Source organism: Pseudomonas sp. IB20, assembly GCF_009707325.1.
In the GTDB taxonomy this organism is placed as follows: Bacteria; Pseudomonadota; Gammaproteobacteria; order Pseudomonadales; family Pseudomonadaceae; genus Aquipseudomonas.
The window spans coordinates 1289578-1314136 of the sequence record NZ_CP046103.1 but is presented as its reverse complement, the minus strand read 5'-3'; the positions used below and the strand labels follow the sequence as shown (position 1 = coordinate 1314136).

The window sequence follows — 24559 nt, the reverse complement described above, 5'->3', positions numbered from 1 at the left end:
GAAGGCGTCCTGACCCCTTATACGGCCATCAGGTCCTTTTCTTTTTCTTCCGTGGCCTTGGTGATCTGGGCCTCAGCGTCTTTGGTCAGCTTGTCGATATCAGCGACGGCACGACGCTCTTCGTCTTCGCTGATTTCTTTATCCTTGACCAGTTTCTTCAGGTCACCCAACGCATCGCGGCGGATGTTACGCACAGCAACACGAGCATCTTCGGCTGCGCTGCGCGCCTGCTTGGTGAAGCCCTTACGGGTTTCTTCGGTCAAGGCTGGCATGGAGATCAGCAACAACTCGCCCAGGTTGGTCGGGTTGAGGTTCAGACCGGCGCTCTGGATCGCTTTGTCGACAGCGCCGAGCATGTTGCGCTCGAAGGCGACGACTTGCAGGGTGCGCGAGTCTTTTACGGTGATGTTGGCCACTTGGGTGATCGAAGTGTCTGCGCCGTAGTACGGCACCATCACGCTACCCAGGATGCTTGGGTGGGCCTTGCCGGTACGAATCTGACCAAATGCGTGGTTCAGAGAGTCCAGGGATTTCTGCATACGCTCTTGAGCGTCTTTCTTGATTTCGTTGATCATTGTTGGCCTTCCTCGATCAGAGTCCCTTCCGCGCCGCCGTGTACGATGTTCAGCAGGGCGCCGGACTTGTTCATGTTAAATACGCGCAGCGGCATCTTGTGGTCGCGGCACAGGCAGATAGCCGTCAGGTCCATCACGCCCAGCTTGCGATCCAGCACTTCATCATAAGTCAGATGATCGAACTTCTCGGCATGCGGGTCTTTGAATGGGTCTGCAGTGTAAACACCGTCAACCTTGGTGGCCTTGAGCACCACGTCCGCGTTGATCTCGATACCACGCAGGCACGCAGCCGAGTCGGTGGTGAAGAACGGGTTGCCGGTACCGGCAGCAAAAATCACCACCTCTTTGGCATCCAGGTGACGCATGGCTTTGCGCCGATCATAGTGATCCGTTACGCCAACCATGGAAATAGCCGACATGACGATAGCGGTGATATTGGCGCGCTCGAGGGCGTCACGCATGGCCAGGGCGTTCATCACAGTGGCCAGCATGCCCATGTGGTCGCCTGTTACCCGATCCATCCCGGCAGCGCTCAGCGCCGCACCGCGGAACAGGTTGCCGCCGCCGATCACCAGGCCCACCTGAACACCGATACCGACCAACTGGCCGACTTCCAGTGCCATGCGGTCGAGTACCTTGGGATCGATCCCGAACTCTTCCGAGCCCATCAGGGCCTCGCCGCTAAGCTTGAGTAGAATGCGTTTATAGCGAGCCTGATAACCACTGCCCTGCTGAGCCATTGCGAATCTCTCCTGCGGCGTATTTTTTAAAAATTCTTGGCGAGCCGTTTACGGCTTGCGTTCACTCTAGCTGGACGCTATCACAGCGCCATCGGAACACGGCTTTGTAAGCCAGTTCCGAAAGGAAACCAAATAAAAATTGGCCTTCCCATTTGAAAAGAGGCTGCGCGCGTGAGCGGGCAGCCTCTTTCGGCGACAGTTAAAAACTGTCTTATTGCTTGGCGGCAGCCAGCTGGGCAGCAACTTCTTCAGCGAAGTTGTCGACCGGCTTCTCGATGCCGTCGCCTACTTTGTAGTAGGTGAAGGAAACGATTTCAGCACCGGCTTTCTTAGCCAGCTCGCCAACCTTGATTTCAGGGTTCTTGACGAACGCCTGCTCAACCAGGCTCGCTTCAGCCAGGAACTTGCTGATACGGCCTTTGATCATGTTTTCAACGATGTTTTCTGGCTTGCCGGCGATCTTGTCGGCGTTCAGGCTCAGGAACACAGCTTTTTCGCGCTCGATTGCGTCAGCAGACACTTCCGATGGCAGCAGGAACTCAGGGTTGCTGGCTGCTACGTGCATAGCGATGTCTTTAGCCAGCTCAACGTCGCCGCCTTTGAGGGCAACCACAACGCCGATTTTGTTGCCGTGCAGGTAGCCACCAACCACATCACCTTCGATGCGCGCCAGACGACGGATGTTGACGTTTTCGCCAACCTTGCCGACCAGTACCAGGCGAGCAGCTTCTTGAGCTTCGATCAACGGCTCGACGGTGGTCAGCTTGTCGTCGAATGCTTTCTTGACGCTGGCAGCAACGAACGCTTTGAAGTCGTCCTGCAGAGCCAGGAAGTCGGTCTGCGAGTTCACTTCCAGCAGAACTGCGGCTTTACCGTCTTCAACCAGAGCGATAGCGCCTTCAGCAGCTACGTTGCCTGCTTTTTTGGCAGCCTTGATGGCGCCGGAAGCACGCATGTCATCAATGGCTTTTTCGATGTCGCCGCCGGCCTTGGTCAAGGCCTTTTTGCAATCCATCATGCCTTCGCCGGTACGCTCACGCAGTTCTTTAACCAACGCTGCAGTAATCTCTGCCATTTCAAAATCCTCTTGGATAGGTTTTCAACCATTCCACCCGATCAAACGGGCGATCAATTCTTCCCGAATCACCCTTGTAGGCCGCTGCACGTTACAGAAGTTGTAGCTGCGCTGCCGACAAATGGTTTTCGAGGTGGCAAAAAGGGGGCCAAGCCCCCTTTTTGCTTACTGAGTCAACGCCAGGGCGTCAGTTACTCAGCGGCAGCTACCGGAGCTTCTTCAACGAACTGCTCGGTACCACCAGCAACGTGGTTGCGACCACGGATTACAGCGTCAGCCATCGAACCCATGTACAGCTGGATAGCGCGGATTGCGTCATCGTTGCCTGGGATGATGTAGTCAACGCCTTCCGGGCTGCTGTTGGTATCGACTACGCCGATAACCGGGATGCCCAGCTTGTTGGCTTCGGTGATCGCGATGCGCTCGTGATCAACGTCGATAACGAACAGTGCGTCAGGCAGACCGCCCATGTCCTTGATACCACCCAGGGAACGATCGAGCTTTTCCAGGTCGCGAGTGCGCATCAGCGCCTCTTTCTTGGTCAGCTTGGCGAAAGTACCGTCTTCGGCTTGCACTTCAAGGTCACGCAGACGCTTGATGGAAGCACGGATGGTTTTGAAGTTGGTCAGCATGCCGCCCAACCAGCGGTGATCGACGTACGGCGAACCGCAACGTGCTGCTTCTTCAGCAACGATCTTGCCAGCGGAACGCTTGGTGCCGACGAACAGAATCTTGTTTTTGCCCTGGGCCAGACGCTCTACGAAAGTCAGAGCTTCGTTGAACATTGGCAGGGTTTTTTCAAGGTTGATGATGTGGATCTTGTTACGCGCGCCGAAAATGTATTTACCCATTTTCGGGTTCCAGTAACGGGTCTGGTGACCGAAGTGCACACCGGCCTTCAGCATATCGCGCATATTGACTTGGGACATGATAGTTCCTTAATAAGTCGGGTTTGGCCTCCACGTATCCCAATGACCAACCAGCGGCATTCGCCTCCGGCACCCAGGTCATCGTGTCGACACGTGTGTGGATTTAAGCTCTGCGGGGCATCCCCGGAAAGCGGCGCATTTTATACCACACGAAGGACAAAAACGAAACCCGCAATCACATTTGCCGTGTTCGGCTTTTGTGTAAGCCTTTGAATAGAGCCAACATGCCCCCATCTTATAGAGAGAAGCGATCGTCAGACGCTCATGATTTGCCGCCAGCGTCTGGTAGAATCACGTTTTTTTGGGGCTTGTGCGAATTCTGCAACCTTTTGTCGCACACCCGTAAACCGTATTGATTTCAGCGCCTCGCGCTAGAGAGAGTCTGTATGACCGTTACTTTGAAAACCGCCGAAGACATCGCCGGCATGCGCGTTGCCGGCAAACTGGCTGCCGACGTGCTGGAAATGATTGCCGAACACGTCAAGCCAGGCGTCACCACCGAAGCCCTGGACCGCATCTGCCACGACTATATAGTCGACGTGCAAAAGGCCATCCCTGCGCCGCTGAACTACAAAGGCTTCCCCAAGTCGATCTGCACCTCGATCAACCACGTGGTCTGCCACGGCATTCCGGGCGACAAGCCGTTGAAAGACGGTGACACCCTGAACATCGACGTCACCGTGATCAAAGATGGCTACCACGGCGACACCAGCCGCATGTTCCACGTCGGCAGCGTGCCGGTCTGGGCTGAGCGCCTGTCCCAGGTCACCCAGGAATGCATGTACAAGGCCATCGAGATCGTAAAACCCGGCTGCCGCCTGGGCGATATCGGTGAAGTGATCCAGAAGCACGCTGAAAAGAACGGCTTCTCGGTAGTCCGCGAATTCTGCGGCCACGGCATCGGCAAGGTGTTCCACGAAGAGCCGCAGATCCTGCACTACGGCCGCGCCGGCACCGGCATGGAACTCAAAGCCGGTATGACCTTCACTATCGAGCCGATGATCAACCAGGGCAAGGCTGACACCAAGGTGCTGGGCGACGGTTGGACTGCTATCACCAAGGACCGCAAGTTGTCGGCCCAGTGGGAACACACCTTGCTGGTCACCGAGACCGGCTACGAGATCTTCACATTGCGCGCCGACGACACGATCCCACGTATTTCGGCCTAATGTTTGCCTCGGTTTTCCCCCGTAACCCTGTGACCGCTTATAGATAGAAAGGAAAGCCGATCAATGCCCCAGGTGGATCCCGAACTCTTCGACCGTGGCCAGTTCCAGGCTGAACTGGCATTGAAGGCAAGCCCCATCGGCGCCTTCAAGAAGGCTATCCGCCAGGCCCGCGAGGTGCTCGATGCGCGCTTTCGCAGTGGCCGGGACATTCGTCGGCTGATCGAAGACCGTGCCTGGTTCGTCGACAACATCCTGCAAAAGGCCTGGGAACAGTTCAGCTGGAGCGAAGATGCCGATATCGCCTTGGTGGCGGTCGGCGGCTACGGCCGCGGCGAACTGCACCCCTACTCCGACATCGACCTGCTGATCCTGCTGGACAGCGCCGATCATGAGATCTTTCGCGATTCCATCGAGCGTTTTCTGACGCTGTTGTGGGACATCGGCCTGGAAGTCGGCCAAAGCGTACGCTCGGTGGACGAATGCGCCCAAGAAGCCCGCGCCGATCTCACCGTGATCACCAACTTGATGGAAAGCCGCACCATCGCCGGCCCCGAACGCCTGCGTCAGCGCATGCTGGAAGTCACCAGCACCGCACACATGTGGCCAAGCAAGGATTTCTTCCTGGCCAAGCGCGCCGAGCAGAAAGCTCGGCACCACAAGTACAACGACACCGAATACAACCTGGAGCCCAACGTCAAAGGTTCCCCGGGCGGGCTGCGGGATATCCAGACGATCCTGTGGGTCGCGCGTCGCCAATACGGCACCCTGAACCTGCGCGCCCTGGCCGGCGAAGGCTTTCTGGTAGAAAGCGAAAACGCTCTGCTGGCCTCGTCCCAGGAGTTTCTGTGGAAGGTACGTTACGCCCTGCACATGCTCGCCGGGCGCTCCGAAGACCGCCTGCTGTTCGACCATCAGCGCTCCATCGCCACCCTATTGGGGTTTGAAGGCGAGGATGCGAAGACCAGTATCGAAAGCTTCATGCAGCAGTACTACCGGGTGGTCATGAGCATTGCCCAGCTCAGCGACCTGATCATCCAGCATTTCGAAGAAGTGATCCTGGCCCCCGAAGACGAAGCGCCACCACAGCCGATCAACTCGCGCTTTCAACTGCACGACGGCTACATCGAAGCGCGCAACGACAACGTGTTCCACCGCACGCCGTTCGCCATGCTGGAAATCTTTGTGCTGATGGCCCAGCAGCCGGAAATCAAAGGCGTACGCGCCGATACCATCCGCCTGCTGCGCGAATACCGTCACCTGATCGACGATGACTTTCGCAACGACATCCGCAACACCAGCCTGTTTATCGAGCTGTTCAAGTGCAAGATCGGCATCCACCGCAACCTGCGGCGCATGAACCGTTACGGCATCCTCGGGCGTTACCTGCCCGAGTTCGGCTTTATCGTCGGCCAGATGCAGCACGACCTGTTCCACATCTACACCGTGGACGCCCACACCCTGAACTTAATCAAACACCTGCGTAAGTTGCAGTACACCCAGGTGTCAGAGAAATTCCCGCTGGCCAGCAAGCTCATGGCCAAGCTGCCCAAGCCGGAGTTGATCTACCTGGCTGGCCTGTACCACGACATCGGCAAGGGCCGGCATGGCGATCACTCGGAAATCGGCGCGGTCGATGCCGAGGCCTTCTGCCAGCGCCATCAACTGCCGTTGTGGGACAGCCGCCTGATTGTGTGGCTGGTGCAGAACCACCTGGTGATGTCGACCACCGCCCAGCGCAAGGACTTGTCCGACCCGCAGGTGATCCACGACTTCGCCGGGATCGTCGGTGATGAGACACGCCTGGACTACCTCTACGTGCTCACCGTCTCCGACATCAACGCCACCAACCCGACGTTGTGGAACTCGTGGCGCGCCAGCCTGCTGCGCCAGCTCTATACCGAGACCAAGCGCGCGCTGCGCCGTGGCCTGGAAAACCCGGTGGACCGCGAAGAGCAGATCCGCCGCACTCAAAGCGCGGCCCTGGATATCCTGGTGCGTGGCGGCAATGACCCGGACGATGTCGAGCAATTGTGGTCGCAACTGGGTGACGATTACTTCCTGCGCCACACCGCCGGCGATGTGGCCTGGCACAGTGACGCGATCCTGCAGCAGCCGGCCGATGGCGGCCCACTGGTACTGATCAAGGAAACCACCCAGCGCGAGTTCGAGGGCGGCACGCAGATCTTCATCTACGCGCCCGACCAGCACGACTTCTTCGCCGTGACCGTGGCCGCCATGGACCAGCTCAACCTGAACATTCATGACGCGCGGGTCATCACCTCGAGCAGCCAGTTCACCCTCGACACCTACATCGTGCTCGATACCGAAGGCGACTCCATCGGCGATAACCCGGTGCGCGTGAAAAAGATCCGCGAAGGCCTGACTGAAGCCCTGCGCAACCCGGACGACTACCCGACGATCATCCAGCGTCGGGTACCGCGCCAGCTCAAGCATTTTGCCTTTGCGCCCCAGGTGACCATTTCCAATGACGCCCAGCGCCCGGTGACCGTGCTGGAACTCAGCGCCCCGGATCGTCCGGGTTTGCTCGCGCGCATCGGTGGGATCTTCCTGGAGTTCGACCTGTCGTTGCAGAATGCGAAGATTGCGACCCTCGGCGAGCGCGTGGAAGACGTGTTCTTCATTACCGACGCCGACAACCAGCCGCTGTCCGACCCGGAACTGTGCCGACGCTTGCAGGATGCCATCGTGCAGCAATTGAGCGTGAGCCAGGAGCCCGGCGTCGAGCTGTCCAGACTGACTATATGAATTGATTTAACTTCCCAGTGCGCACGACCCCTGTGGGAGCTGGCTTGCCTGCCATAGCGTCGACCCGGCATGGCTTATACACCGAGGTGCCCGCGTCGCAGACCGCGTCGCAGGCAAGCCAGCGCCCACAAAAAGGCCGTACTCATCTTGATCGAGGCTTACATGAACAACGCCCTGAACCAGCTGCAGCCCTACCCGTTCGAGAAACTCCGTGCCCTGCTCGGCAGCGTCACGCCGAACCCGGACAAACGCCCGATCGCGCTGTCCATCGGCGAGCCCAAGCACAAGTCACCGGCCTTCGTGGCCCAAGCGCTGAGCAACAACCTCGACCAGATGGCCGTGTACCCGACCACCCTGGGCATCCCGGCATTGCGCGAGGCCATCGGCGCTTGGTGTGAACGCCGTTTCAACGTGCCCAAGGGGTGGCTGGACCCGGCGCGCAATATCCTGCCGGTCAACGGCACCCGCGAGGCACTGTTCGCCTTCACCCAGACCGTGGTCAACCGCAGTGACGATGCACTGGTAGTCAGCCCGAACCCGTTCTACCAGATCTACGAAGGCGCCGCGTTCCTGGCTGGGGCCACGCCGCATTACCTGCCGTGCCTGGACGCCAACGGCTTCAACCCAGACTTCGACGCTGTGTCGCCAGACACCTGGAAACGCTGCCAGATCCTGTTCCTGTGTTCCCCAGGCAACCCGACCGGCGCGCTGATCCCGGTCGACACCCTGAAAAAACTCATCGCCTTGGCCGACGAATACGATTTCGTCATTGCCGCTGACGAGTGCTACAGCGAGCTGTACTTCGACGAACAAACCCCGCCGCCGGGCCTGCTCAGCGCCTGCGTCGAACTCGGCCGCCAGGATTTCAAACGTTGCGTGGTGTTCCACAGCCTGTCCAAGCGTTCCAACCTGCCAGGCCTGCGCTCCGGTTTCGTCGCCGGCGATGCCGATATCCTCAAGGCCTTCCTGCTGTACCGCACCTACCACGGCTGCGCGATGCCGGTGCAAACCCAACTAGCAAGCATCGCAGCCTGGCAGGACGAAGCCCACGTGCTGGCCAACCGTGACCTGTACCGCGAGAAATTCGACGCTGTGCTGGCGATTCTCAAGCCGGTATTAGACGTGCAAAGCCCGGACGGCGGATTTTACTTATGGCCGAATGTGAACGGCGACGATGCCGCATTCTGCCGGGACTTGTTCGTGGAAGAACACGTAACCGTGGTGCCGGGCTCATACCTGTCGCGGGAAGTGGATGGCGTGAACCCGGGGGCCGGGCGTGTGCGCATGGCACTGGTTGCGCCGTTGGCGGAGTGTGTGGAAGCGGCTGAGCGGATTCGGGATTTTATCCAGCGCAAGCGCTAACTCAGTGCCCGCTCCTGACTGGCAGGAGTGGGCCCCACCTGGCAAACCCAGGTACATATTTCATGGAACGCCTCTGCATAAGTTCCCACCAAGGATTACTGATTCTTCCTTGGTGAAAATATGACTATCAGCAACCTCTCCACTCTCTCGCCGCCTCTCGACCCACACTTATATACGGGTAGCCCTTCTGATGCTGTAACACCCCACGAAAACCGCTCGAGCCACCAAGCACACCTTTGCCAAGGCGCTAGGTTTCACCAACATTATCCTTCCCAAAAAAGCTGCCTAACAATTCAACTCTGTGTATCCGTACAAGAATGCCATAACGCTCGTTACCCTTGGCAGGGTGTCATCTTGGGCATGAGCATTAAAACCCCATCATTAATGGACTGAGCCCAAATTCGCTTCGCTCATGTCCAAGTCCGCCAGCACCTCGCGCAACACGTCATCACCAATCTGGTGATGACGGCTCAAGCTGTACAACTCCAAGCGTTGCGCGCGCAGGGCTTTGAGCCGAAGTTTGCGTTCAAGTGTCCATCTGCCCGCCTGGGCTTCGGCCGAGTCATTAAACACTTCCAAACCCCATCATTAATGGACTGAGCCCAAATTCGCTTCGCTCATGTCCAAGTCCGCCAGCACCTCGCGCAACACGTCATCACCAATCTGGTGATGACGGCTCAAGCTGTACAACTCCAAGCGTTGCGCGCGCAGGGCTTTGAGCCGAAGTTTGCGTTCAAGCTGGTCCATCTGCTGCGCCAACGCCTGGGCTTCGGCCGAGTCATTAAACACTTCCAATTGATGGCGATATTCCGACATCAGCCGCGCCTTGAGCTCAGCGGCCAGGGCCGCTTGGGCGGCGTCCGGGGTTTCGCTTCCTGCGGGTTCTTCCGCCTCAAGGGCATGGATGGCAGCCACGGCGGTTTTCTTCCAGGCCTCGCGCACTTCGTTATGACGCTTTTCGTCCGGACTCTTTTCGATGCCGCGCAATAGCAACGGCAAGGCGATGCAGGCGGCGATCAATGACAGCAGGATCACGCCCGCAGCGATAAAGATCAGCAGGTCTCGCTCTGGAAAGTCCTGCCCCGGCGCCAACAGCAACGGCACCGACATCACGCCCGCCAGGGTCACCGCGCCGCGCACGCCCCCGACGGTCAGCAGCCAGCAGGAACGGGCCGTCGGCACCAGAGTCAGTTCGCTTTTCCCGCGCAGCCGTCGCAGCAGGCCTGACAGCCGCCAGATGCTCTGCACCCAGATAAACCGCAACACCACCAGCACCAGAAAGATCGCGATCACATCCAGGCAGCGATACAACAGGGTTGGCCACAGTGTCGTCTCATGGCTCACCACCGCCTTGATGATGTCCGGCAGTTGCAGGCCCAACAGCAAAAAGATCAAGCCATTGAACGCGAACTCCAGCAGCGACCAGACACTGCGATTGAGCAGCCGGGTGCTGGTCTGGCGCGGCAACAGGTCGAGCCAGCTTTGCATCATGCCCGCCGCGACCGCCGAGAGAATGCCCGATGCGCCCAGGCGTTCAGCCAGCACATACGCGGCAAACGGCAGCAGCAACATGAACACCACGTGGGTGGCCGGGTCGTCCCAGCCCCGTGCGATCATCCAGGCACGCAAACGCCCGACCAGCCAGCTCAGCGCCACGCCCACCGCCAGGCCACCCACGGCCACCAGCACAAAGGTCAGGCTGGCGTCCGCCAGGGAAAACACCCCGGTCAACGCCGCCGCCAGGGCGAACTTGAAGGTCACCAGGCCCGAGGCATCATTCATCAACGCTTCGCCCTGAAGCATGTGCATCAGCGGCTTGGGCAACCGATTTTGGGAAATGGCCGACACCGCCACGGCATCCGTCGGTGATAAAACAGCCGCCAGGGCGAAGGCCACCGGCAACGGGATCGTAGGCAGTAGCCAATGAATGAAGTAGCCGGCCCCGACCACGGTGAACAACACCAGGCCCACCGCCAACGTCAGGATGGGCCCGCGCAGGCGCCACAACTCACGCTTGGGCATGCGCCAGCCATCGGAGAACAGCAGCGGCGGCAGGAACAGAAACAGGAACAACTCAGGGTCCAGGGCCACGTGCAGCCCCAGCGTCGGCCACGCCAGCAAGGCGCCGGCGGCGATCTGCACCAAGGGTAACGGCAGAGGAATGATGCGCCCGACCAGGCGCGAAACGCTGACCAACATCAGCAGGATAAGAACGGTGTAGGCGGTTTGCATAACACGGGTTTCCCGGACAAGCGACTTGCAACGACACATATCAGGCAACAACTGGCCGTTGAAGTGCCATATTACCCGTCTATGTTACTCGCCTATGCTGTGCGATGGCTTTTGCACAAAAGTCGCACTGAGCCATAAGCAGGCATGACGAGCGGCACCCAAACCCGCTGGTCGTGGCATAATCCGTGACCTTTAGTTTCTATTTGTCCAAAGGGGGGCAATTCCTTGACCGCTTCAAGCAAAACGTTGCACCTTTTCGGCATCAAAGCCTGCGACACCATGAAAAAAGCCCGTACCTGGCTCGATGAGCACGGCGTGAGCTATGAATTCCACGACTAGAGCCGCCAGCTTCTTGAACTTGAAGCCGAGTATCTTGCGTCTGAAAGCAATTAGTCCGCCGCTCGTTTTTAGCTTATTCATCAAACCCATCAACGGGTGACAGCCCTGACGTATGCCTGACACGCCCGCAGCGCTATTACGGCGTTATCCCCATCGTCGGTGATGGCGACAATTCATTGCGCATGCGCTGGGTCAAGTTGGGCTCGACGGGCTGCATGAACCACACCGACGGCGCCGGAGCGGAAGGCACACTGCAGCCACTGGTTGTATCGGTTGCGGCGAGAAGGACTGACAGCCGCACATCATCAGTGGCAAGGTCATCGCACAGAGCAGCCTGCGCTTCATACACCTGGTCATCCGGTGCTTTGTGGATCGTCGAGCGCCACCGGTACCGGGTGGATTCCGGTTTGCCGTCGTTATCCCAATTGGTGATGTCGTACCAGCGAGACACCTGGCGGTCGAACATCAAGTTGCCGGTGTTGGTGATCATGACGGCAGCCTCGCAATCAGATCAGCCAGTAGCTGGGCGTTGGAGTTGCCGCCGCCCTTCTCTATTAGTTTGAGCTCAGCCTTACGCTTCTCGATCTCAAGCCGCTTCAGCTCGCCATCCAGATCGATATGGTCTTTCTCGTTGAACTTGTTTCTGCCCTTTCACACTTGGGCTCCTCTGGTCATCCCAGTTCCTGGTAAACCCGCTTAACCCGCCCTCCGCAGCCGACCCCATCACGGCATATCTTGTTAGGCCCGGCAAAGATGCAGGCATCTTTCGGTGTAAAAATAGAATGGCTGCAGCATGCATCTGGTGATGGTCCCGACTCATCAGTCAGCCCAGCATCCCCTGAGCGTACGTCCACTTCCTCCGACAAAGTCCGCGAAATGCTTGCTGGTAAAGGGCTGCCTGACGAACTTCGGCGAAAGCTTTTGGCAGTCGCAGAGGGCGACGAGGTTGAAGCCGTTGGCGGCATTCTAGTGAATGACGCCTACAGACCTGGAAAGGTCGGCGACGAAGTATGGATTGCTCACTATGACGTGCGCGGAGCCTTGGGCGGCGGCGAAATCGCTCATGACTTCCCTGAGATGCTCCAAGACGTGCGCGTTAGTCCTTCCCAACTCCGCGCCATGGGCGTCGAATTCAAAGAGCACTTCCATCTGAAGATGATCACCGGCTGGGGGCAGTCCATGACGCCAACCATCAAGCATGGCGATCCGCTGCTGGTCGATGTCAGCATTAAAGAGTTTATTGGCGACGGGATCTACTTCTTCTCGTACCAGGGCTTTCAGTACATCAAGCGCCTGCAAATGAAGGGCAAAGATAAATTCAAGATGCTGTCAGACAATCGGAAGCACAAGGCCGAGGACATCTTCCTTGATGAGACCTACATCCAGGCCCGCGTGCTGCTCGTCTGGAACGCCAACTTGGTGTAGCCCATGTCCCTAACGAAGCCCAACCAGCAACTGCGCCGCGACCTGAAAGAGGCTGCGGCCCTGCTCAAATGGTCAGGTGTCGATCTGATGCAGGCTGCCGTGAAGCTTTCAGAAGCCGGGCATGAGGATGATGCCCAAGAGCTGATCAAGATAGCGACCAGGTTTCAGGCGGTCGAGGATCTGATGGCTGTGGTTAAGGCGGGAAGGATTGTTCGGGGTTCTGGAATGGGGTCACCGATCATCTGCGGCTACTTTGAATCAAGACCTGATGCTGACGCGCTATGCAAGCGACTGTATGCCGAGTGCGAAATAGAATCCCAGACCAAGTATATTTCCGCGCCCAGCAGTCCTGCTGATTAGCATTAGCGCGCATTAGGTATCAATCGGCCCGCCACTGAGCGGGCTTTTTTATGTCCGTCAGAACGGCGCCGGTTCCTCTTCTGGCTCAAACTCAAGCTCTCCCCTTCCCGCCGCCTCCACTTCCTGCTGCTCCCACCTCACGGTCACGCTGCCGTCGTCATTGAGCGTCAACTCAAGCTCGTCCGTCTCCGCGATCACGCCCAGCACCTCTTCCCACTCCCGGTCCCCGTCCGTGTCCAGGCGATGAATTGTCACCTCGCGCCGCTCCTGAGCGATCGGGTGATTGATCATCGATGATACGCGCAGCCCCAGGCGCGCCATGCCGCTCATTTCCTGCCGTGCTGCCGGTACCGCCTGCTTCTTCGCCATGAAATCCCCCCCAGCCAATTACTGTACATACATCCAGCATATAAGGGGTGAATATAGCGAACCTTTGGTTCGTCGTAAATCCCCTTCAGGGCAACGTTGTATGAGCTCGAAATTGAACCAGCAAAAAATTATGTACTTTTGGTACTTGACTAAATGTGAACCTGTAGTTCATATTTGCCCCGTCGAGTAACCCAACATGGGCTCGCCGGGGCCTCACCGCCCGCTGCTCTTTAACAGCTAGCGCAACAAACAACAGACCGCATTGCCTCTACCGGGCGACCAATGGCCGCCCTGGCTCGGGCCAATGACCCGTGGCGCGCCGAGCAACGCCAATCACGCGCAGCGTAACTCCCCCACTCCACCGCCCGGGCATGGCCCGGCAAGGAAATAACTGTGTCCGAAGTAAAGCGCTACCACGTAACCGAGGCCGGCCTCGTTGAGGGCCAATCCCTGGGCCGAATCAACGTAGTTCTGGGCGCCGATCACGACCGCGTAACCGCCGAGCGTGACGCCCTGCAACTGCTGCTCAACCAGCGCGACGAACAGGTCGAAAGCCTGGAGCAGCAGCGCGAGGCAGAATTGCGCAACGGGCAGGATATGCAACAGCGCCTGACCGCAGCGGATGAGCTGGTTTGTGAGCGCACAGCCAGCCTTTTGGAATGTGGAACTCGTCGCAAGGCCTTGGAGCGGCGGGTGGATGTGCTGGAGGGGTTGTTGCGTGAAGTTAAGCAACTGAGCCACATGCGGGAACATGCGAATAAGAACGCCCCATCCTGTTCTCGGCGCCGATGGTGCGCGCCATTCTGGAAGGCCGGAAGACGTCACGCGGCGGGTAATGAAGTCGCAGCCCGATGTCGATGCCACCATCACTGCCGAGTCGTACAACGTAGCTGTAACGAATCGTCAGGGATACCAAGAGGCCGGCCCAGAGATCTTTGGCGCCTGGTGGCGCGATGGCGAGGCTGGGTGCAAGTGTCCTTTCGGCCAGCCCGGCGACCGGCTTTGGGTGCGCGAGACCTTCATTGATCTGCGCGGCACCGGTGTTGAGCATCGCCCAGACCCGGACGGCCCGCTCCAGCGTACGCCTACGCTGCTGACTGCCGCCCTGGGTCACACAGCGACGAGGCAAGGAAAGACTTCGGCCTGAAGTACAAACCCAGCATTCAATGCCCGTGCCGCCTGCCGCATCCTGCTGGAGATCACCGACGTGCGCGTCGAGCGGTTGCAGGACATCAGCGAAGAACAGGCCAAGGCCGAGGGTGTGCGGCTCTACACCGATCATGCTGAACTGGGTGACTGGTGGCACGCCGAGGGGATCGAGACCTACAGGCTGATCCTCGAAAGTCTTTCGAACTGCTCTGGTCATCCGTCGGTGGCAACTGGAACGCCAACCCGTGGGTCTGGGTGGTCGAGTTCAAGCGGGTGACACCATTACCCCAGTAGCCCCCCTCTTATTCACAAACCAAACTCAAACCTTCCCTGCCCTAATGCTGCCGCTTGAACTCTTCTACAGGCATCTCTATCACGCGCATGCATGTTGTCGATGCTTGGATTGCCAGTTTTTTCCATATCGCGCAGGCGGTCTGCCAGGGTGATTGAGCGCCTCTAGGCCTTCGAGGCATGACGAGCGGCACCCAAACCCGCTGGTCGTGGCATAATCCGTGACCTTTAGTTTCTATTTGTCCAAAGGGGGGCAATTCCTTGACCGCTTCAAGCAAAACGTTGCACCTTTTCGGCATCAAAGCCTGCGACACCATGAAAAAAGCCCGTACCTGGCTCGATGAGCACGGCGTGAGCTATGAATTCCACGACTACAAAACGGCCGGTATCGACCGCGAACACTTGACCCAATGGTGCAACGAGCACGGTTGGCAGGTGGTTTTGAACCGTGCGGGCACCACCTTTCGCAAACTCGAAGACGAACGCAAAGCCGATCTCGATCAGTCGAAAGCCATTGAATTGATGCTCGCACAACCCTCGATGATCAAGCGCCCCGTGCTCGATCTCGGTGACAGAACCCTGATTGGCTTCAAGCCAGATAGTTATTCGGCGGCCCTCAAGTAGGCCAGCCCTTTCCATTTTTGTAGAGGTAACAGCATGTCCAATTCCCTGTTCAGCCTGGGCTTCGGCGTCGGCACTCAGAACCGCCAAGGTGCTTGGCTGGAAGTGTTTTACGCACAACCCTTGCTCAACCCGTCGGATGAAATCATTGCCGCCATTGCACCGATCCTCGGTTACACCGAAGGCAACCAGGCCATCACCTTCACCGTCTCCCAGGCCCTGCAACTGGCTGACGCGCTCAAAGGCGTCGACGCAACCCAAGCCGCCCTGCTGAGCCGCCTGGCTGAAAGCCACACCCCGCTGGTCGCCACCCTGCTGGCCGAAGACGCTGCACTGACCTCCACGCCTGAGGCCTACCTCAAGCTGCACCTGCTGTCCCATCGCCTGGTTAAGCCGCATGGCCTGAGCCTGGCCGGTGTGTTCCCACAGCTGCCGAACGTGGCCTGGACCAGCCAGGGCGCGATCGACATCAGCGAACTGGCTGAACGCCAACTGGAAGCGCGCCTGCGTGGCGATCTGCTGGAAGTGTTCTCGGTGGACAAGTTCCCGAAAATGACCGACTACGTGGTCCCAGCCGGCGTGCGCATCGCGGACGCCGCGCGTATCCGCCTGGGCGCCTACGTGGGCGAAGGCACCACCGTGATGCACGAAGGTTTCATCAACTTCAACGCCGGCACTGAAGGTCCGGGCATGATCGAAGGCCGCGTGTCGGCTGGCGTGTTCGTGGGCAAGAATTCGGACCTGGGCGGCGGTTGCTCCACCATGGGCACCCTGTCGGGCGGCGGCAACATCGTGATCAAAGTCGGCGAAGAGTGCCTGATCGGCGCCAACGCCGGTATCGGCATCCCGTTGGGCGACCGTAACAAGGTGGAATCGGGCCTGTACGTCACCGCTGGGACCAAGGTTGCGCTGCTCGACGAGCAGAACCAACTGGTCAAAGTGGTCAAGGCGCGCGAGCTGGCCGGCCAGCCGGACCTGCTGTTCCGCCGTAACTCCGAGACCGGTGCCGTGGAGTGCAAAACCCACAAATCGGCCATCGAACTGAACGAAGCGCTGCACGCTCACAACTAAGCAGCCACTCGATGCCACTAGCGGGCCCCGCTCCTGGGGCTCGCTTATACGAGTCTTGAACACCATGCTTGTGCCCTCTCCCTGGCGCGCCGATTTCCCGGCCATCGCCACCCTGCAACGGCAAGACCAGACCTACCTGGACAACGCCGCCACCACGCAAAAACCCCAAGCCCTGTTGGATGCCATCAGCCATTACTACGCCAATGGCGCAGCCAATGTGCACCGTGCCCAGCATTTGCCGGGCGCCCATGCGACCCAGGCCTTTGAAGACAGTCGCAGCAAGGTCGCGCAGTGGTTGAACGCGGGGGACAGCGGGCAAATCATCTTTACCCACGGCGCAACCTCTGCGCTGAACCTCCTGGCCTATGGCCTGGAGCACTTATTCAATGCGGGCGATGAGATTGTCATCAGCGCCCTGGAACACCACGCCAACCTGCTGCCTTGGCAGCAACTGGCCAAGCGTCGCGCGCTCACGCTGGTGGTAGTGCCGCTGAGCGATGACGGCGTGATTGACCTGCGCGCCGCCGCCGAACTGATCGGGCCGCGCACGCGCCTGCTGGCGGTGAGCCAGTTATCCAACGTGCTCGGCGCCTGGCAGCCACTGGAGGCCTTACTGGCGATGGCCAAGGCTCACGGCGCGCTGACCGTGGTCGATGGCGCCCAGGGCATCGTGCACGGCCGCCACGACGTGCAGGCGCTGGGTTGCGACTTTTACGTATTTTCCAGCCACAAACTCTACGGCCCGGATGGCGTTGGCGTGCTGTATGGCCGCAACGAAGCCCTGCATCACCTGCGTCACTGGCAGTTTGGTGGCGAGATGGTGCAACTGGCGGACTACCACAGCGCCAGCTTTCGCCCCGCGCCATTGGGTTTTGAAGCGGGCACACCGCCGATTGCCAGCGTGATCGGCCTGGGCGCCAGCCTGGATTACCTCAGCTCGCTGGATCAAACCGCCGTGGTCGCCCATGAAGCGGCGCTGCATGACTACCTGCTACGCGGGTTGACCGCGCGCAAAGGCGTTCGCGTATTGGGCTCGCCGCAGGTGGCGCTGGCAAGCTTTGTGGTGGAAGGCGTGCACAACGCCGACCTTGCGCACCTGCTGACCGAGCAAGGCATCGCCGTGCGTGCCGGCCATCACTGTGCAATGCCATTGCTCAAGGCGATGCATTTGACCGGGGCGATCCGTGTGTCCCTGGCGCTGTACAACGACTCCGATGACCTGGAACGCTTCTTTGAAGCGCTGGACCAGGCGTTGGATATGTTGCGATGAGCCTGCCGGTGGAAGCAGTGGCCGCGCTGGAGGCTTTTCAGGCGGTAGGCAGCTGGGAGCAACGTGCGCGCATGCTGATGCAATGGGGCGAGCGGCTGCCGGCTTTGGCGGATGAGGACAAGGTTGAAGCCAACCTGGTGCAGGGCTGCGAAAGCCTGGTGTGGTTGGTGGGCCGTTTGCAGGACGGCCATTGGCAGTTCGCAGCGAGCAGCGATGCGCGCATGATTCGAGGGCTGGTGGCGTTGTTGCTGGCGCGGGTTAATGGGCTGTCGGCGGCCGAGTTGCAGGCGGTCGATTTGCCGGGTTGGTTCACTCAGTTGGGGCTTTCCCGCCAGTTGTCACCTTCGCGCAGCAATGGCCTCAATGCAGTCCTGCTGCGCATGCGCGAATTAAGCCTCATATAAAACTAAATGTGGGAGCTGGCTTGCCTGCTCCCACATTTAAGTGAAATTAGCTAAAACTAAATGTGGGAGCTGGCTTGCCTGCTCCCACATTTAAGTGAAATTCAGGCGGGCTTGACCCGCTCTGAAGGCCTGCGCACCCCCGCCACGATCTTGTCCACCGCCTTGGTCGCCGCCACCATGCCGAAGGTGGCTGTCACCATCATCACCGCGCCAAACCCACCGGCGCAGTCCAGCTTCACCCCATCGCCGACAAAACTCTTCTGCAAACAGATGCTGCCGTCCGGCTTCGGGTAGCGCAGTTGCTCGGTGGAAAACACACACGGCACGCTGTAATGGCGGGTCACGGTGCGCGAGAAACCGTAGTCACGGCGCAGCGTAGAACGCACTTTCGAGGCCAATGGGTCGTTGAAGGTGCGGTTCAGGTCGCAGACCTGGATCAGCGTCGGGTCGATCTGCCCGCCCGCGCCGCCGGTGGTGATGATCTGGATCTTGCGGCGCTTGCACCAGGCAATCAGCGCGGCCTTGGCGTTGACGGCGTCGATGCAGTCGATCACGCAATCAATGTTCGGGGTGATGTACTCGGCCATGGTGTCTCGCGTGACGAAGTCCGCCACCGCATGCACGGTGCAATCCGGGTTGATGCTGCGCAGGCGTTCGGCCATCACTTCGACCTTGGGCTTGCCCACCGTGCTGTCCAGGGCGTGCAACTGGCGGTTGCTGTTGCTGACGCACACATCGTCCAGGTCAAACAGCGAAATCTCGCCTACCCCGCAACGGGCCATGGCTTCCGCCGCCCACGAGCCCACGCCGCCGACGCCGACGATCGCCACATGGGCCGCCTTCAAGCGTTCCAGGCCTTCAATGCCATATAAGCGGGCAACGCCTGCAAACCGCGGATCTTCTGTGCTCATGACCATTACCCCAAAAACCGGCGCGCATTATGGACTACACGGCGACAAGATCGAAGCGACAAGCTACAAGTAAAGAACTTCGATGGTCTTTCGCTGACTAACGTCCGGCTTTTCTCTGTCTGCTGTACGCTCAGGGAAAGGCCGGTGTAGGATGCGCGCCGTTCGGTGTAGGCCGACACCTCTTTTCGTTCCACACCTTTTGGAACCCGAAATAGCCATGTCATCGCGTAAATTTGGACTCAACCTGGTAGTGGTGCTGGCAATTGCCGCGCTGTTCACCGGCTTCTGGGCGCTGATCAACCGCCCGGTCACTGCCCCCAACTGGCCTGAACAAATCTCCGGGTTCTCCTACTCGCCGTTCCAGCAAGGCCAGTTCCCGCAGAAAGACCAGTACCCAAGCGACGAAGAAATGCGTCGCGACCTCGAAATCATGAGCAAGCTGACGGACAACATCCGTACCTACTCGGTCGACGGCACCCTGGGGGACATCCCTAAGCTGGCGGAAGAGTTCGGCCTGCGCGTGACCCTCGGTATCTGGATCAGCCCGGACCTGGAACGTAACGAGCGCGAGATCCAACGCGCCATCGAACTGGCCAACAGCTCGCGCAGCGTGGTGCGGGTGGTAGTCGGTAACGAAGCCTTGTTCCGTGAAGAAATCACCCCTGAAGCGCTGATTGTGCTGCTGGACCGCGTGCGCGGCGCCGTGAAAGTGCCGGTGACGACGTCCGAGCAATGGCACATCTGGGAAAAGAACCCACAGCTGGCCAAGCATGTCGACCTGATCGCCGCGCACATCCTGCCGTTCTGGGAATTTATTCCGATGGACAAGGCCGGCCAGTACGTACTCGACCGCGCCCGGGATCTGAAGAAATTGTTCCCGAAAAAGCCGCTGCTGCTGTCGGAAGTTGGCTGGCCGAGTAACGGCCGTATGCGCGGGGGTAATGAAACGTCCCCGGCAGACCAGGCGATTTACCTGCGTACGCTGGTCAACAAGCTGAACCGCCAGGGCTACAACTACTTCGTGATCGAAGCATTCGACCAGCCGTGGAAAGTCAGCGACGAAGGCTCGGCGGGCGCTTATTGGGGCGTGTACAACGCCGCGCGCCAGCAGAAATTCAACTTTGAAGGCCCAGTAGTCGCTATCCCGCAGTGGCGGGTGCTGGCCATCGGCTCGGTGGTGCTTGCGCTGCTGTCGCTGACCCTGCTGATGATCGACGGCTCGTCGCTGCGCCAGCGTGGCCGTACGTTCCTGACTTTTATCGCGTTCCTGTGTGGATCGGTACTGGTGTGGATCGGCTACGACTACAGCCAGCAATACAGCACCTGGTTCAGCGTGACCGTCGGTATCTTGCTGGCACTCGGCGCCCTCGGCGTGTTTATCGTGTTGCTGACCGAGGCCCACGAACTGGCAGAAGCCGTGTGGACCCACAAACGCCGGCGTGAATTTCTGCCGGTGGAAGGCGATTCGGACTACCGTCCGAAAGTGTCGATCCATGTGCCGTGCTACAACGAGCCGCCGGAGATGGTCAAACAGACCCTCGACGCCCTGGCTGCCCTTGATTACCCGGACTACGAAGTCCTGATCATCGACAACAACACCAAGGACCCTGCGGTGTGGGAACCGGTGCGCGACTACTGCGAAACCCTCGGCCCGCGCTTCAAGTTCTTCCACGTCTCGCCCCTGGCCGGTTTCAAGGGCGGCGCACTGAACTACCTGATCCCGCACACCGCCAAGGATGCCGAAGTGATCGCGGTGATCGACTCGGACTACTGCGTGTCGCCAAACTGGCTCAAGCACATGGTGCCGCACTTCGCCGACCCGAAAATCGCCGTGGTGCAGTCGCCGCAGGATTACCGCGACCAGAACGAAAGTACCTTCAAGAAGCTCTGCTACGCGGAATACAAAGGCTTCTTCCATATCGGCATGGTCACCCGTAACGACCGCGACGCGATCATCCAGCACGGCACCATGACCATGACCCGGCGCTCGGTGCTCGAAGAACTCGGCTGGGCCGACTGGTGCATCTGTGAAGACGCCGAACTGGGCCTGCGTGTGTTCGAGAAAGGCCTGTCGGCGGCGTATTACCACGACAGCTACGGCAAAGGCTTAATGCCGGATACCTTTATCGACTTCAAGAAACAGCGTTTCCGCTGGGCCTACGGTGCGATCCAGATCATCAAGCGCCACACCGCCAGCCTATTGCGCGGCAAAGACACCGAGCTGACCCGTGGCCAGCGCTACCACTTCCTCGCGGGCTGGTTGCCGTGGGTGGCGGACGGCATGAACATCTTCTTCACCGTCGGCGCGCTGTTGTGGTCGGCGGCGATGATCATCGTGCCGACCCGTGTCGACCCGCCGTTGCTGATTTTCGCGATCCCGCCATTGGCGCTGTTCGTGTTCAAGGTTGGCAAGATCGTTTTCCTCTACCGCCGTGCGGTGGGTGTGAACTTGAAAGATGCGTTCTGCGCGGCGCTGGCCGGTTTGGCGTTGTCCCACACCATCGCCAAGGCGGTGCTGTATGGCTTCTTCACCACCAGCATTCCGTTCTTTCGTACACCGAAAAACGCGGATAACCACGGCTTCTGGGTAGCGATCTCCGAAGCCCGCGAAGAAATGTTCATCATGCTGCTGTTGTGGGGCGCGGCGCTGGGGATCTACCTGGTGCAGGGCCTGCCGAGCAATGACATACGCTTCTGGGTGGTGATGCTGCTGGTGCAATCGCTGCCGTACGTCGCGGCGCTGATCATGGCGTTCCTGTCGTCGCTGCCAAAACCTGCGCCAGCGGGTGAGCCGGCAACGGCTGAGTAAAAACTTGCGCAATGCACTAAACGGCGGCCTCTGGCCGCCGTTTTGCTATAAGATAACGGCCGTTTTGTGAGACTTGGCCTAGCCCTGCTTTCTACGGGAACTGGCTTGCCTGCGATGCAGACGCCGCGGTCTAGCAGGTACGCCGCGGCGATGCTATCGCAGGCAAGCCAGCTCCCACATTGAACCTGCGCCGATTCAGGTTCTGTATTCCACATTCGCCCAGCGCCCATTACACGCTTCCCGGAGTTTTCCCATGACGGCCCACGCCGACCTTTCGCCGACCCTTCAACTCGCTATCGACCTGATCCGTCGCCCCTCGGTGACGCCGATCGACGCCGACTGCCAGAAGCTGATGATGCAGCGCCTGGGCGACGCCGGCTTTGCGCTGGAGCCGATGCGCATCGAAGATGTGGACAACTTCTGGGCCACCCATGGCAAGCATGACGGCCCGGTGCTGTGCTTTGCCGGCCACACCGACGTGGTGCCGACGGGCCCGGTGCAGGCCTGGCAAAACGACCCGTTCGACGCGTTGATCGATGAAAATGGCATGCTCTGCGGCCGTGGCGCGGCGGACATGAAAGGCAGCCTGGCCGCCATGCTGGTGGCGGCCGAGCGTTTCGTCAGCGACTACCCGGACCACAAAGGCTCGGTGGCCTTTTTGATCACCAGCGATGAAGAAGGCCCGGCGCACCACGGCACCAAAGCCGTGATCGAGCGCCTGGCCACCCGCAAGGAGCGCCTGGACTGGTGCATCGTCGGCGAGCCGTCGAGCACCACGCTGGTGGGCGATGTGGTCAAGAACGGCCGTCGCGGCTCCCTCGGCGCGACCCTGACCGTTCGCGGCGTGCAAGGCCATGTGGCCTACCCACATCTGGCGAAGAATCCGATCCACCTGGCCGCCCCGGCCTTGGCGGAACTCGCCGCCGAGCATTGGGATGACGGCAACACCTTCTTCCCGCCGACCAGCTTCCAGATTTCCAACCTCAATTCCGGCACCGGCGCCACCAACGTGATCCCCGGTGACCTGACGGCGGTGTTCAACTTCCGCTTCTCCACCGAATCCACCGTCGAAGGCCTGCAACAGCGCGTTGCGGCGATTCTCGACAAACATGGCCTGGACTGGCACGTGGAGTGGGCGCTGTCGGGCCTGCCGTTCCTCACCGAACCGGGCGCTCTGCTGGATGCGGTTTCCGCCAGCATCAAGGCGATTACCGGTCGTGAGACCAAGGCATCCACCAGCGGCGGCACGTCCGATGGGCGCTTCATTGCCACCCTCGGCACTCAGGTCGTTGAACTGGGCCCGGTCAACGCGACGATTCACCAGGTCAACGAACGTATCCTGGCCAGTGACCTTGATGTGCTGACCGAAATCTACTACCAGACCCTGATCAAGTTGCTCGCCTGATGCTCGCTTGCCCCATTTGCAGCGCACCGCTCAACGCGGTGGACAATGGCGTGGCCTGCCCGGTCGGGCACCGTTTCGACCGTGCGCGCCAGGGTTACCTGAACCTGTTGCCGGTGCAGCACAAGAACAGCCGCGACCCCGGCGATAACCTGGCCATGGTCGAGGCGCGCCGCGACTTCCTCAACGCCGGGCACTACGCGCCGGTGGCCAAGCGCCTTGCGGAACTGGCCGCCGAACGCGCGCCGCAGCGCTGGGTCGACATCGGTTGTGGCGAGGGTTACTACACCGCGCAGATCGCCGAGGCCCTGCCCCATGCCGACGGCTATGCGCTGGATATCTCCAAGGAAGCGGTCAAACGTGCCTGCAAGCGCAACCCGGCGCTGACCTGGTTGATCGCCAGCATGGCGCGTGTGCCACTGGCCTCGGGCAGTTGCCAATTTCTCGCCAGCGTTTTCAGCCCCCTGGATTGGGAAGAGGCCAAGCGCCTGCTCAGCCCCGGCGGCGGCCTGATGAAGGTCGGCCCGACCGCCGGCCACCTGATGGAGTTGCGCGAGCGTTTGTACGACGAGGTACGCGAATACACCGACGACAAGCATTTGGCCCTGGTGCCGGACGGCATGAGCCTGGCGCATAGCGAAACCCTTGAGTTCACCCTGAGCCTGGCCGAACCCAAGGACCGCGCCAACCTGCTGGCGATGACGCCCCACGGCTGGCGCGCAAGTGCCGAGCGCCGCACCGAAGTGATCGAGGCTGCCGAGCCGCTGCAGGTCACGGTGTCGATGCGCTACGATTATTTCGTGCTTCAATAACCCACTTTTAAGTATCCGCGAATGGATTTTCGAATCCCGCAACGAGGAACATCCATGCGCCAACCTGATATCGAGATTTACCTGAAGGACGCCGACGTCGACCACAAGGCCATCGCCGCCTGGCTGGGCGCCGCCCTGGGCCCGTGCACCGACTGGGTCCAGAAAGGCCAAACCTACAAGTGTATAGCCGGCAGCGTGCCGGTTACCTGGCTGCCTAAGGCAGTAGGCAAGTGGAACAGCCTGTACCTGGAAAGCGACCAGACCCCGTGGGACGACGACATCGCCTGCGCCCGCGCTGCGTTTGCCGCGCTGAACGTAGAAGTGCGCTGCGCGCCGGGTACGTGGGTTGAGGAAGAAGGTGAAGAAAGCGCCGATCGCTGGATGCGTATCAGCGTGGACGGTGAAGAAGAGATCACCTGGAAAACCGCCTGATCTAAACCTGCAAACCCAATCAATGTGGGGGGTTATCAAGGCAGGA

The 24559-nt window shown here is 59.8% G+C and carries 22 protein-coding genes and 3 pseudogenes; 15 read left to right on the top strand and 10 right to left on the bottom strand.

The annotated features are described in order from the left end of the window. Positions 1 to 17 precede the first annotated feature (17 nt). From frr to rpsB, 4 genes are all read right to left on the bottom strand, one after another. On the bottom strand, positions 18 to 575 hold the full coding sequence (frr, locus tag GJU48_RS06010; RefSeq protein ID WP_049709667.1) for a ribosome recycling factor: 558 nt from the start codon (positions 573 to 575) through the stop codon (positions 18 to 20). Next, the gene (gene pyrH / locus GJU48_RS06005) at positions 572 to 1315 is read right to left on the bottom strand and encodes a UMP kinase (protein ID WP_094950052.1); all 744 of its coding nucleotides are present in this window, start codon (positions 1313 to 1315) and stop codon (positions 572 to 574) included. The genes frr and pyrH overlap by 4 nt, the downstream gene beginning before the upstream one ends. 211 nt (positions 1316 to 1526) lie before the next feature. Continuing rightward, positions 1527 to 2390: a translation elongation factor Ts gene (tsf, locus tag GJU48_RS06000; RefSeq protein ID WP_094950053.1), complete on the bottom strand. Its 864-nt coding sequence runs from the start codon at positions 2388 to 2390 to the stop codon at positions 1527 to 1529. A 191-nt stretch (positions 2391 to 2581) separates the two neighbouring features. Then, complete coding sequence (gene rpsB, locus GJU48_RS05995) at positions 2582 to 3319, bottom strand: 30S ribosomal protein S2 (RefSeq protein ID WP_003219330.1); 738 nt, start codon at positions 3317 to 3319, stop codon at positions 2582 to 2584. 386 nt (positions 3320 to 3705) lie between these two features. Here rpsB and map point away from each other — a divergent pair, with 386 nt between their 5' ends. The 3 genes from map (at position 3706) to dapC (ending at position 8616) form a co-directional block, all read left to right on the top strand. Then, positions 3706 to 4488, top strand: a complete 783-nt coding sequence (gene map, locus GJU48_RS05990) for a type I methionyl aminopeptidase (RefSeq protein WP_094950054.1) — start codon at positions 3706 to 3708, stop codon at positions 4486 to 4488. A gap of 63 nt (positions 4489 to 4551) precedes the next feature. Continuing rightward, positions 4552 to 7254 carry a [protein-PII] uridylyltransferase gene (locus GJU48_RS05985; protein WP_094950055.1) on the top strand — a complete coding sequence of 901 codons (2703 nt, stop codon included), beginning with the start codon at positions 4552 to 4554 and terminating at the stop codon, positions 7252 to 7254. Between the two features lie 162 nt (positions 7255 to 7416). Further along, entirely contained in the window at positions 7417 to 8616 is a 1200-nt protein-coding gene (gene dapC / locus GJU48_RS05980) for a succinyldiaminopimelate transaminase (protein WP_094950056.1), read from the top strand. A gap of 381 nt (positions 8617 to 8997) precedes the next feature. Here dapC and GJU48_RS05975 read toward each other — a convergent pair whose 3' ends face one another. Beyond that, entirely contained in the window at positions 8998 to 9195 is a 198-nt protein-coding gene (locus GJU48_RS05975) for a hypothetical protein (protein ID WP_371923434.1), read from the bottom strand. 9 nt (positions 9196 to 9204) lie between these two features. Continuing rightward, positions 9205 to 10848 carry a Na+/H+ antiporter gene (locus tag GJU48_RS05970; protein ID WP_094950058.1) on the bottom strand — a complete coding sequence of 548 codons (1644 nt, stop codon included), beginning with the start codon at positions 10846 to 10848 and terminating at the stop codon, positions 9205 to 9207. A 225-nt stretch (positions 10849 to 11073) separates the two neighbouring features. Here GJU48_RS05970 and GJU48_RS25070 point away from each other — a divergent pair. Next, positions 11074 to 11184 (top strand): annotated as a pseudogene (locus tag GJU48_RS25070) (ArsC family reductase); the annotation flags it as partial. A 92-nt stretch (positions 11185 to 11276) separates the two neighbouring features. On the opposite strand, the pseudogene GJU48_RS05960 reads toward GJU48_RS25070, so the two are convergent. Next, positions 11277 to 11524 (bottom strand): annotated as a pseudogene (locus GJU48_RS05960) (lysis protein); the annotation flags it as partial. Positions 11525 to 11940: 416 nt separating this feature from the next. Between GJU48_RS05960 and GJU48_RS05955 the strand changes: the two are divergent. After that, positions 11941 to 12612: a S24 family peptidase gene (locus GJU48_RS05955; protein WP_155295946.1), complete on the top strand. Its 672-nt coding sequence runs from the start codon at positions 11941 to 11943 to the stop codon at positions 12610 to 12612. Positions 12613 to 12615: 3 nt separating this feature from the next. After that, positions 12616 to 12972 (top strand): hypothetical protein, encoded by a 357-nt coding sequence (locus tag GJU48_RS25595; protein WP_371923433.1) that lies wholly within the window; start codon positions 12616 to 12618, stop codon positions 12970 to 12972. A gap of 57 nt (positions 12973 to 13029) precedes the next feature. Here GJU48_RS25595 and GJU48_RS05945 read toward each other — a convergent pair whose 3' ends face one another. Together GJU48_RS05945 and GJU48_RS05940 are read right to left on the bottom strand one after the other, a co-directional pair. Next, complete coding sequence (locus tag GJU48_RS05945) at positions 13030 to 13341, bottom strand: DUF1654 domain-containing protein (protein WP_094952273.1); 312 nt, start codon at positions 13339 to 13341, stop codon at positions 13030 to 13032. A 333-nt stretch (positions 13342 to 13674) separates the two neighbouring features. Next, positions 13675 to 14094: a hypothetical protein gene (locus tag GJU48_RS05940; protein ID WP_155295945.1), complete on the bottom strand. Its 420-nt coding sequence runs from the start codon at positions 14092 to 14094 to the stop codon at positions 13675 to 13677. A 35-nt stretch (positions 14095 to 14129) separates the two neighbouring features. On the opposite strand from GJU48_RS05940, the pseudogene GJU48_RS25065 reads away from it, so the two are divergent. From GJU48_RS25065 to GJU48_RS05915, 5 genes and pseudogenes are all read left to right on the top strand, one after another. Beyond that, positions 14130 to 14784, top strand: a pseudogene (locus tag GJU48_RS25065) (hypothetical protein). Between the two features lie 258 nt (positions 14785 to 15042). Beyond that, the gene (locus tag GJU48_RS05930) at positions 15043 to 15405 is read left to right on the top strand and encodes an ArsC family reductase (RefSeq protein ID WP_003189147.1); all 363 of its coding nucleotides are present in this window, start codon (positions 15043 to 15045) and stop codon (positions 15403 to 15405) included. 33 nt (positions 15406 to 15438) lie between these two features. After that, positions 15439 to 16473 carry a 2,3,4,5-tetrahydropyridine-2,6-dicarboxylate N-succinyltransferase gene (dapD, locus tag GJU48_RS05925; RefSeq protein ID WP_094950059.1) on the top strand — a complete coding sequence of 345 codons (1035 nt, stop codon included), beginning with the start codon at positions 15439 to 15441 and terminating at the stop codon, positions 16471 to 16473. 64 nt (positions 16474 to 16537) lie between these two features. After that, entirely contained in the window at positions 16538 to 17743 is a 1206-nt protein-coding gene (locus GJU48_RS05920) for an aminotransferase class V-fold PLP-dependent enzyme (RefSeq protein WP_094950060.1), read from the top strand. Then, positions 17740 to 18147, top strand: coding sequence for a SufE family protein (locus GJU48_RS05915; protein WP_094950061.1), 408 nt, complete (start codon positions 17740 to 17742; stop codon positions 18145 to 18147). Before GJU48_RS05920 ends, GJU48_RS05915 begins: the two co-directional genes overlap by 4 nt. A 101-nt stretch (positions 18148 to 18248) precedes the next feature. Here the strand turns inward: GJU48_RS05915 and tcdA are convergent, their stop codons facing one another. Beyond that, positions 18249 to 19058: a tRNA cyclic N6-threonylcarbamoyladenosine(37) synthase TcdA gene (gene tcdA, locus GJU48_RS05910; RefSeq protein ID WP_371917659.1), complete on the bottom strand. Its 810-nt coding sequence runs from the start codon at positions 19056 to 19058 to the stop codon at positions 18249 to 18251. Between the two features lie 217 nt (positions 19059 to 19275). On the opposite strand from tcdA, the gene GJU48_RS05905 reads away from it, so the two are divergent. From GJU48_RS05905 to GJU48_RS05890, 4 genes are all read left to right on the top strand, one after another. Continuing rightward, positions 19276 to 21867: a glycosyltransferase gene (locus tag GJU48_RS05905; RefSeq protein WP_094950063.1), complete on the top strand. Its 2592-nt coding sequence runs from the start codon at positions 19276 to 19278 to the stop codon at positions 21865 to 21867. A gap of 253 nt (positions 21868 to 22120) precedes the next feature. Then, the gene (gene dapE, locus GJU48_RS05900; protein WP_094950064.1) at positions 22121 to 23272 is read left to right on the top strand and encodes a succinyl-diaminopimelate desuccinylase; all 1152 of its coding nucleotides are present in this window, start codon (positions 22121 to 22123) and stop codon (positions 23270 to 23272) included. Continuing rightward, entirely contained in the window at positions 23272 to 24081 is an 810-nt protein-coding gene (locus tag GJU48_RS05895) for a putative RNA methyltransferase (RefSeq protein WP_094950065.1), read from the top strand. Before dapE ends, GJU48_RS05895 begins: the two co-directional genes overlap by 1 nt. A 54-nt stretch (positions 24082 to 24135) precedes the next feature. After that, positions 24136 to 24513, top strand: a complete 378-nt coding sequence (locus tag GJU48_RS05890; protein WP_094950066.1) for a hypothetical protein — start codon at positions 24136 to 24138, stop codon at positions 24511 to 24513. The last annotated feature ends 46 nt before the right edge of the window (positions 24514 to 24559 follow it).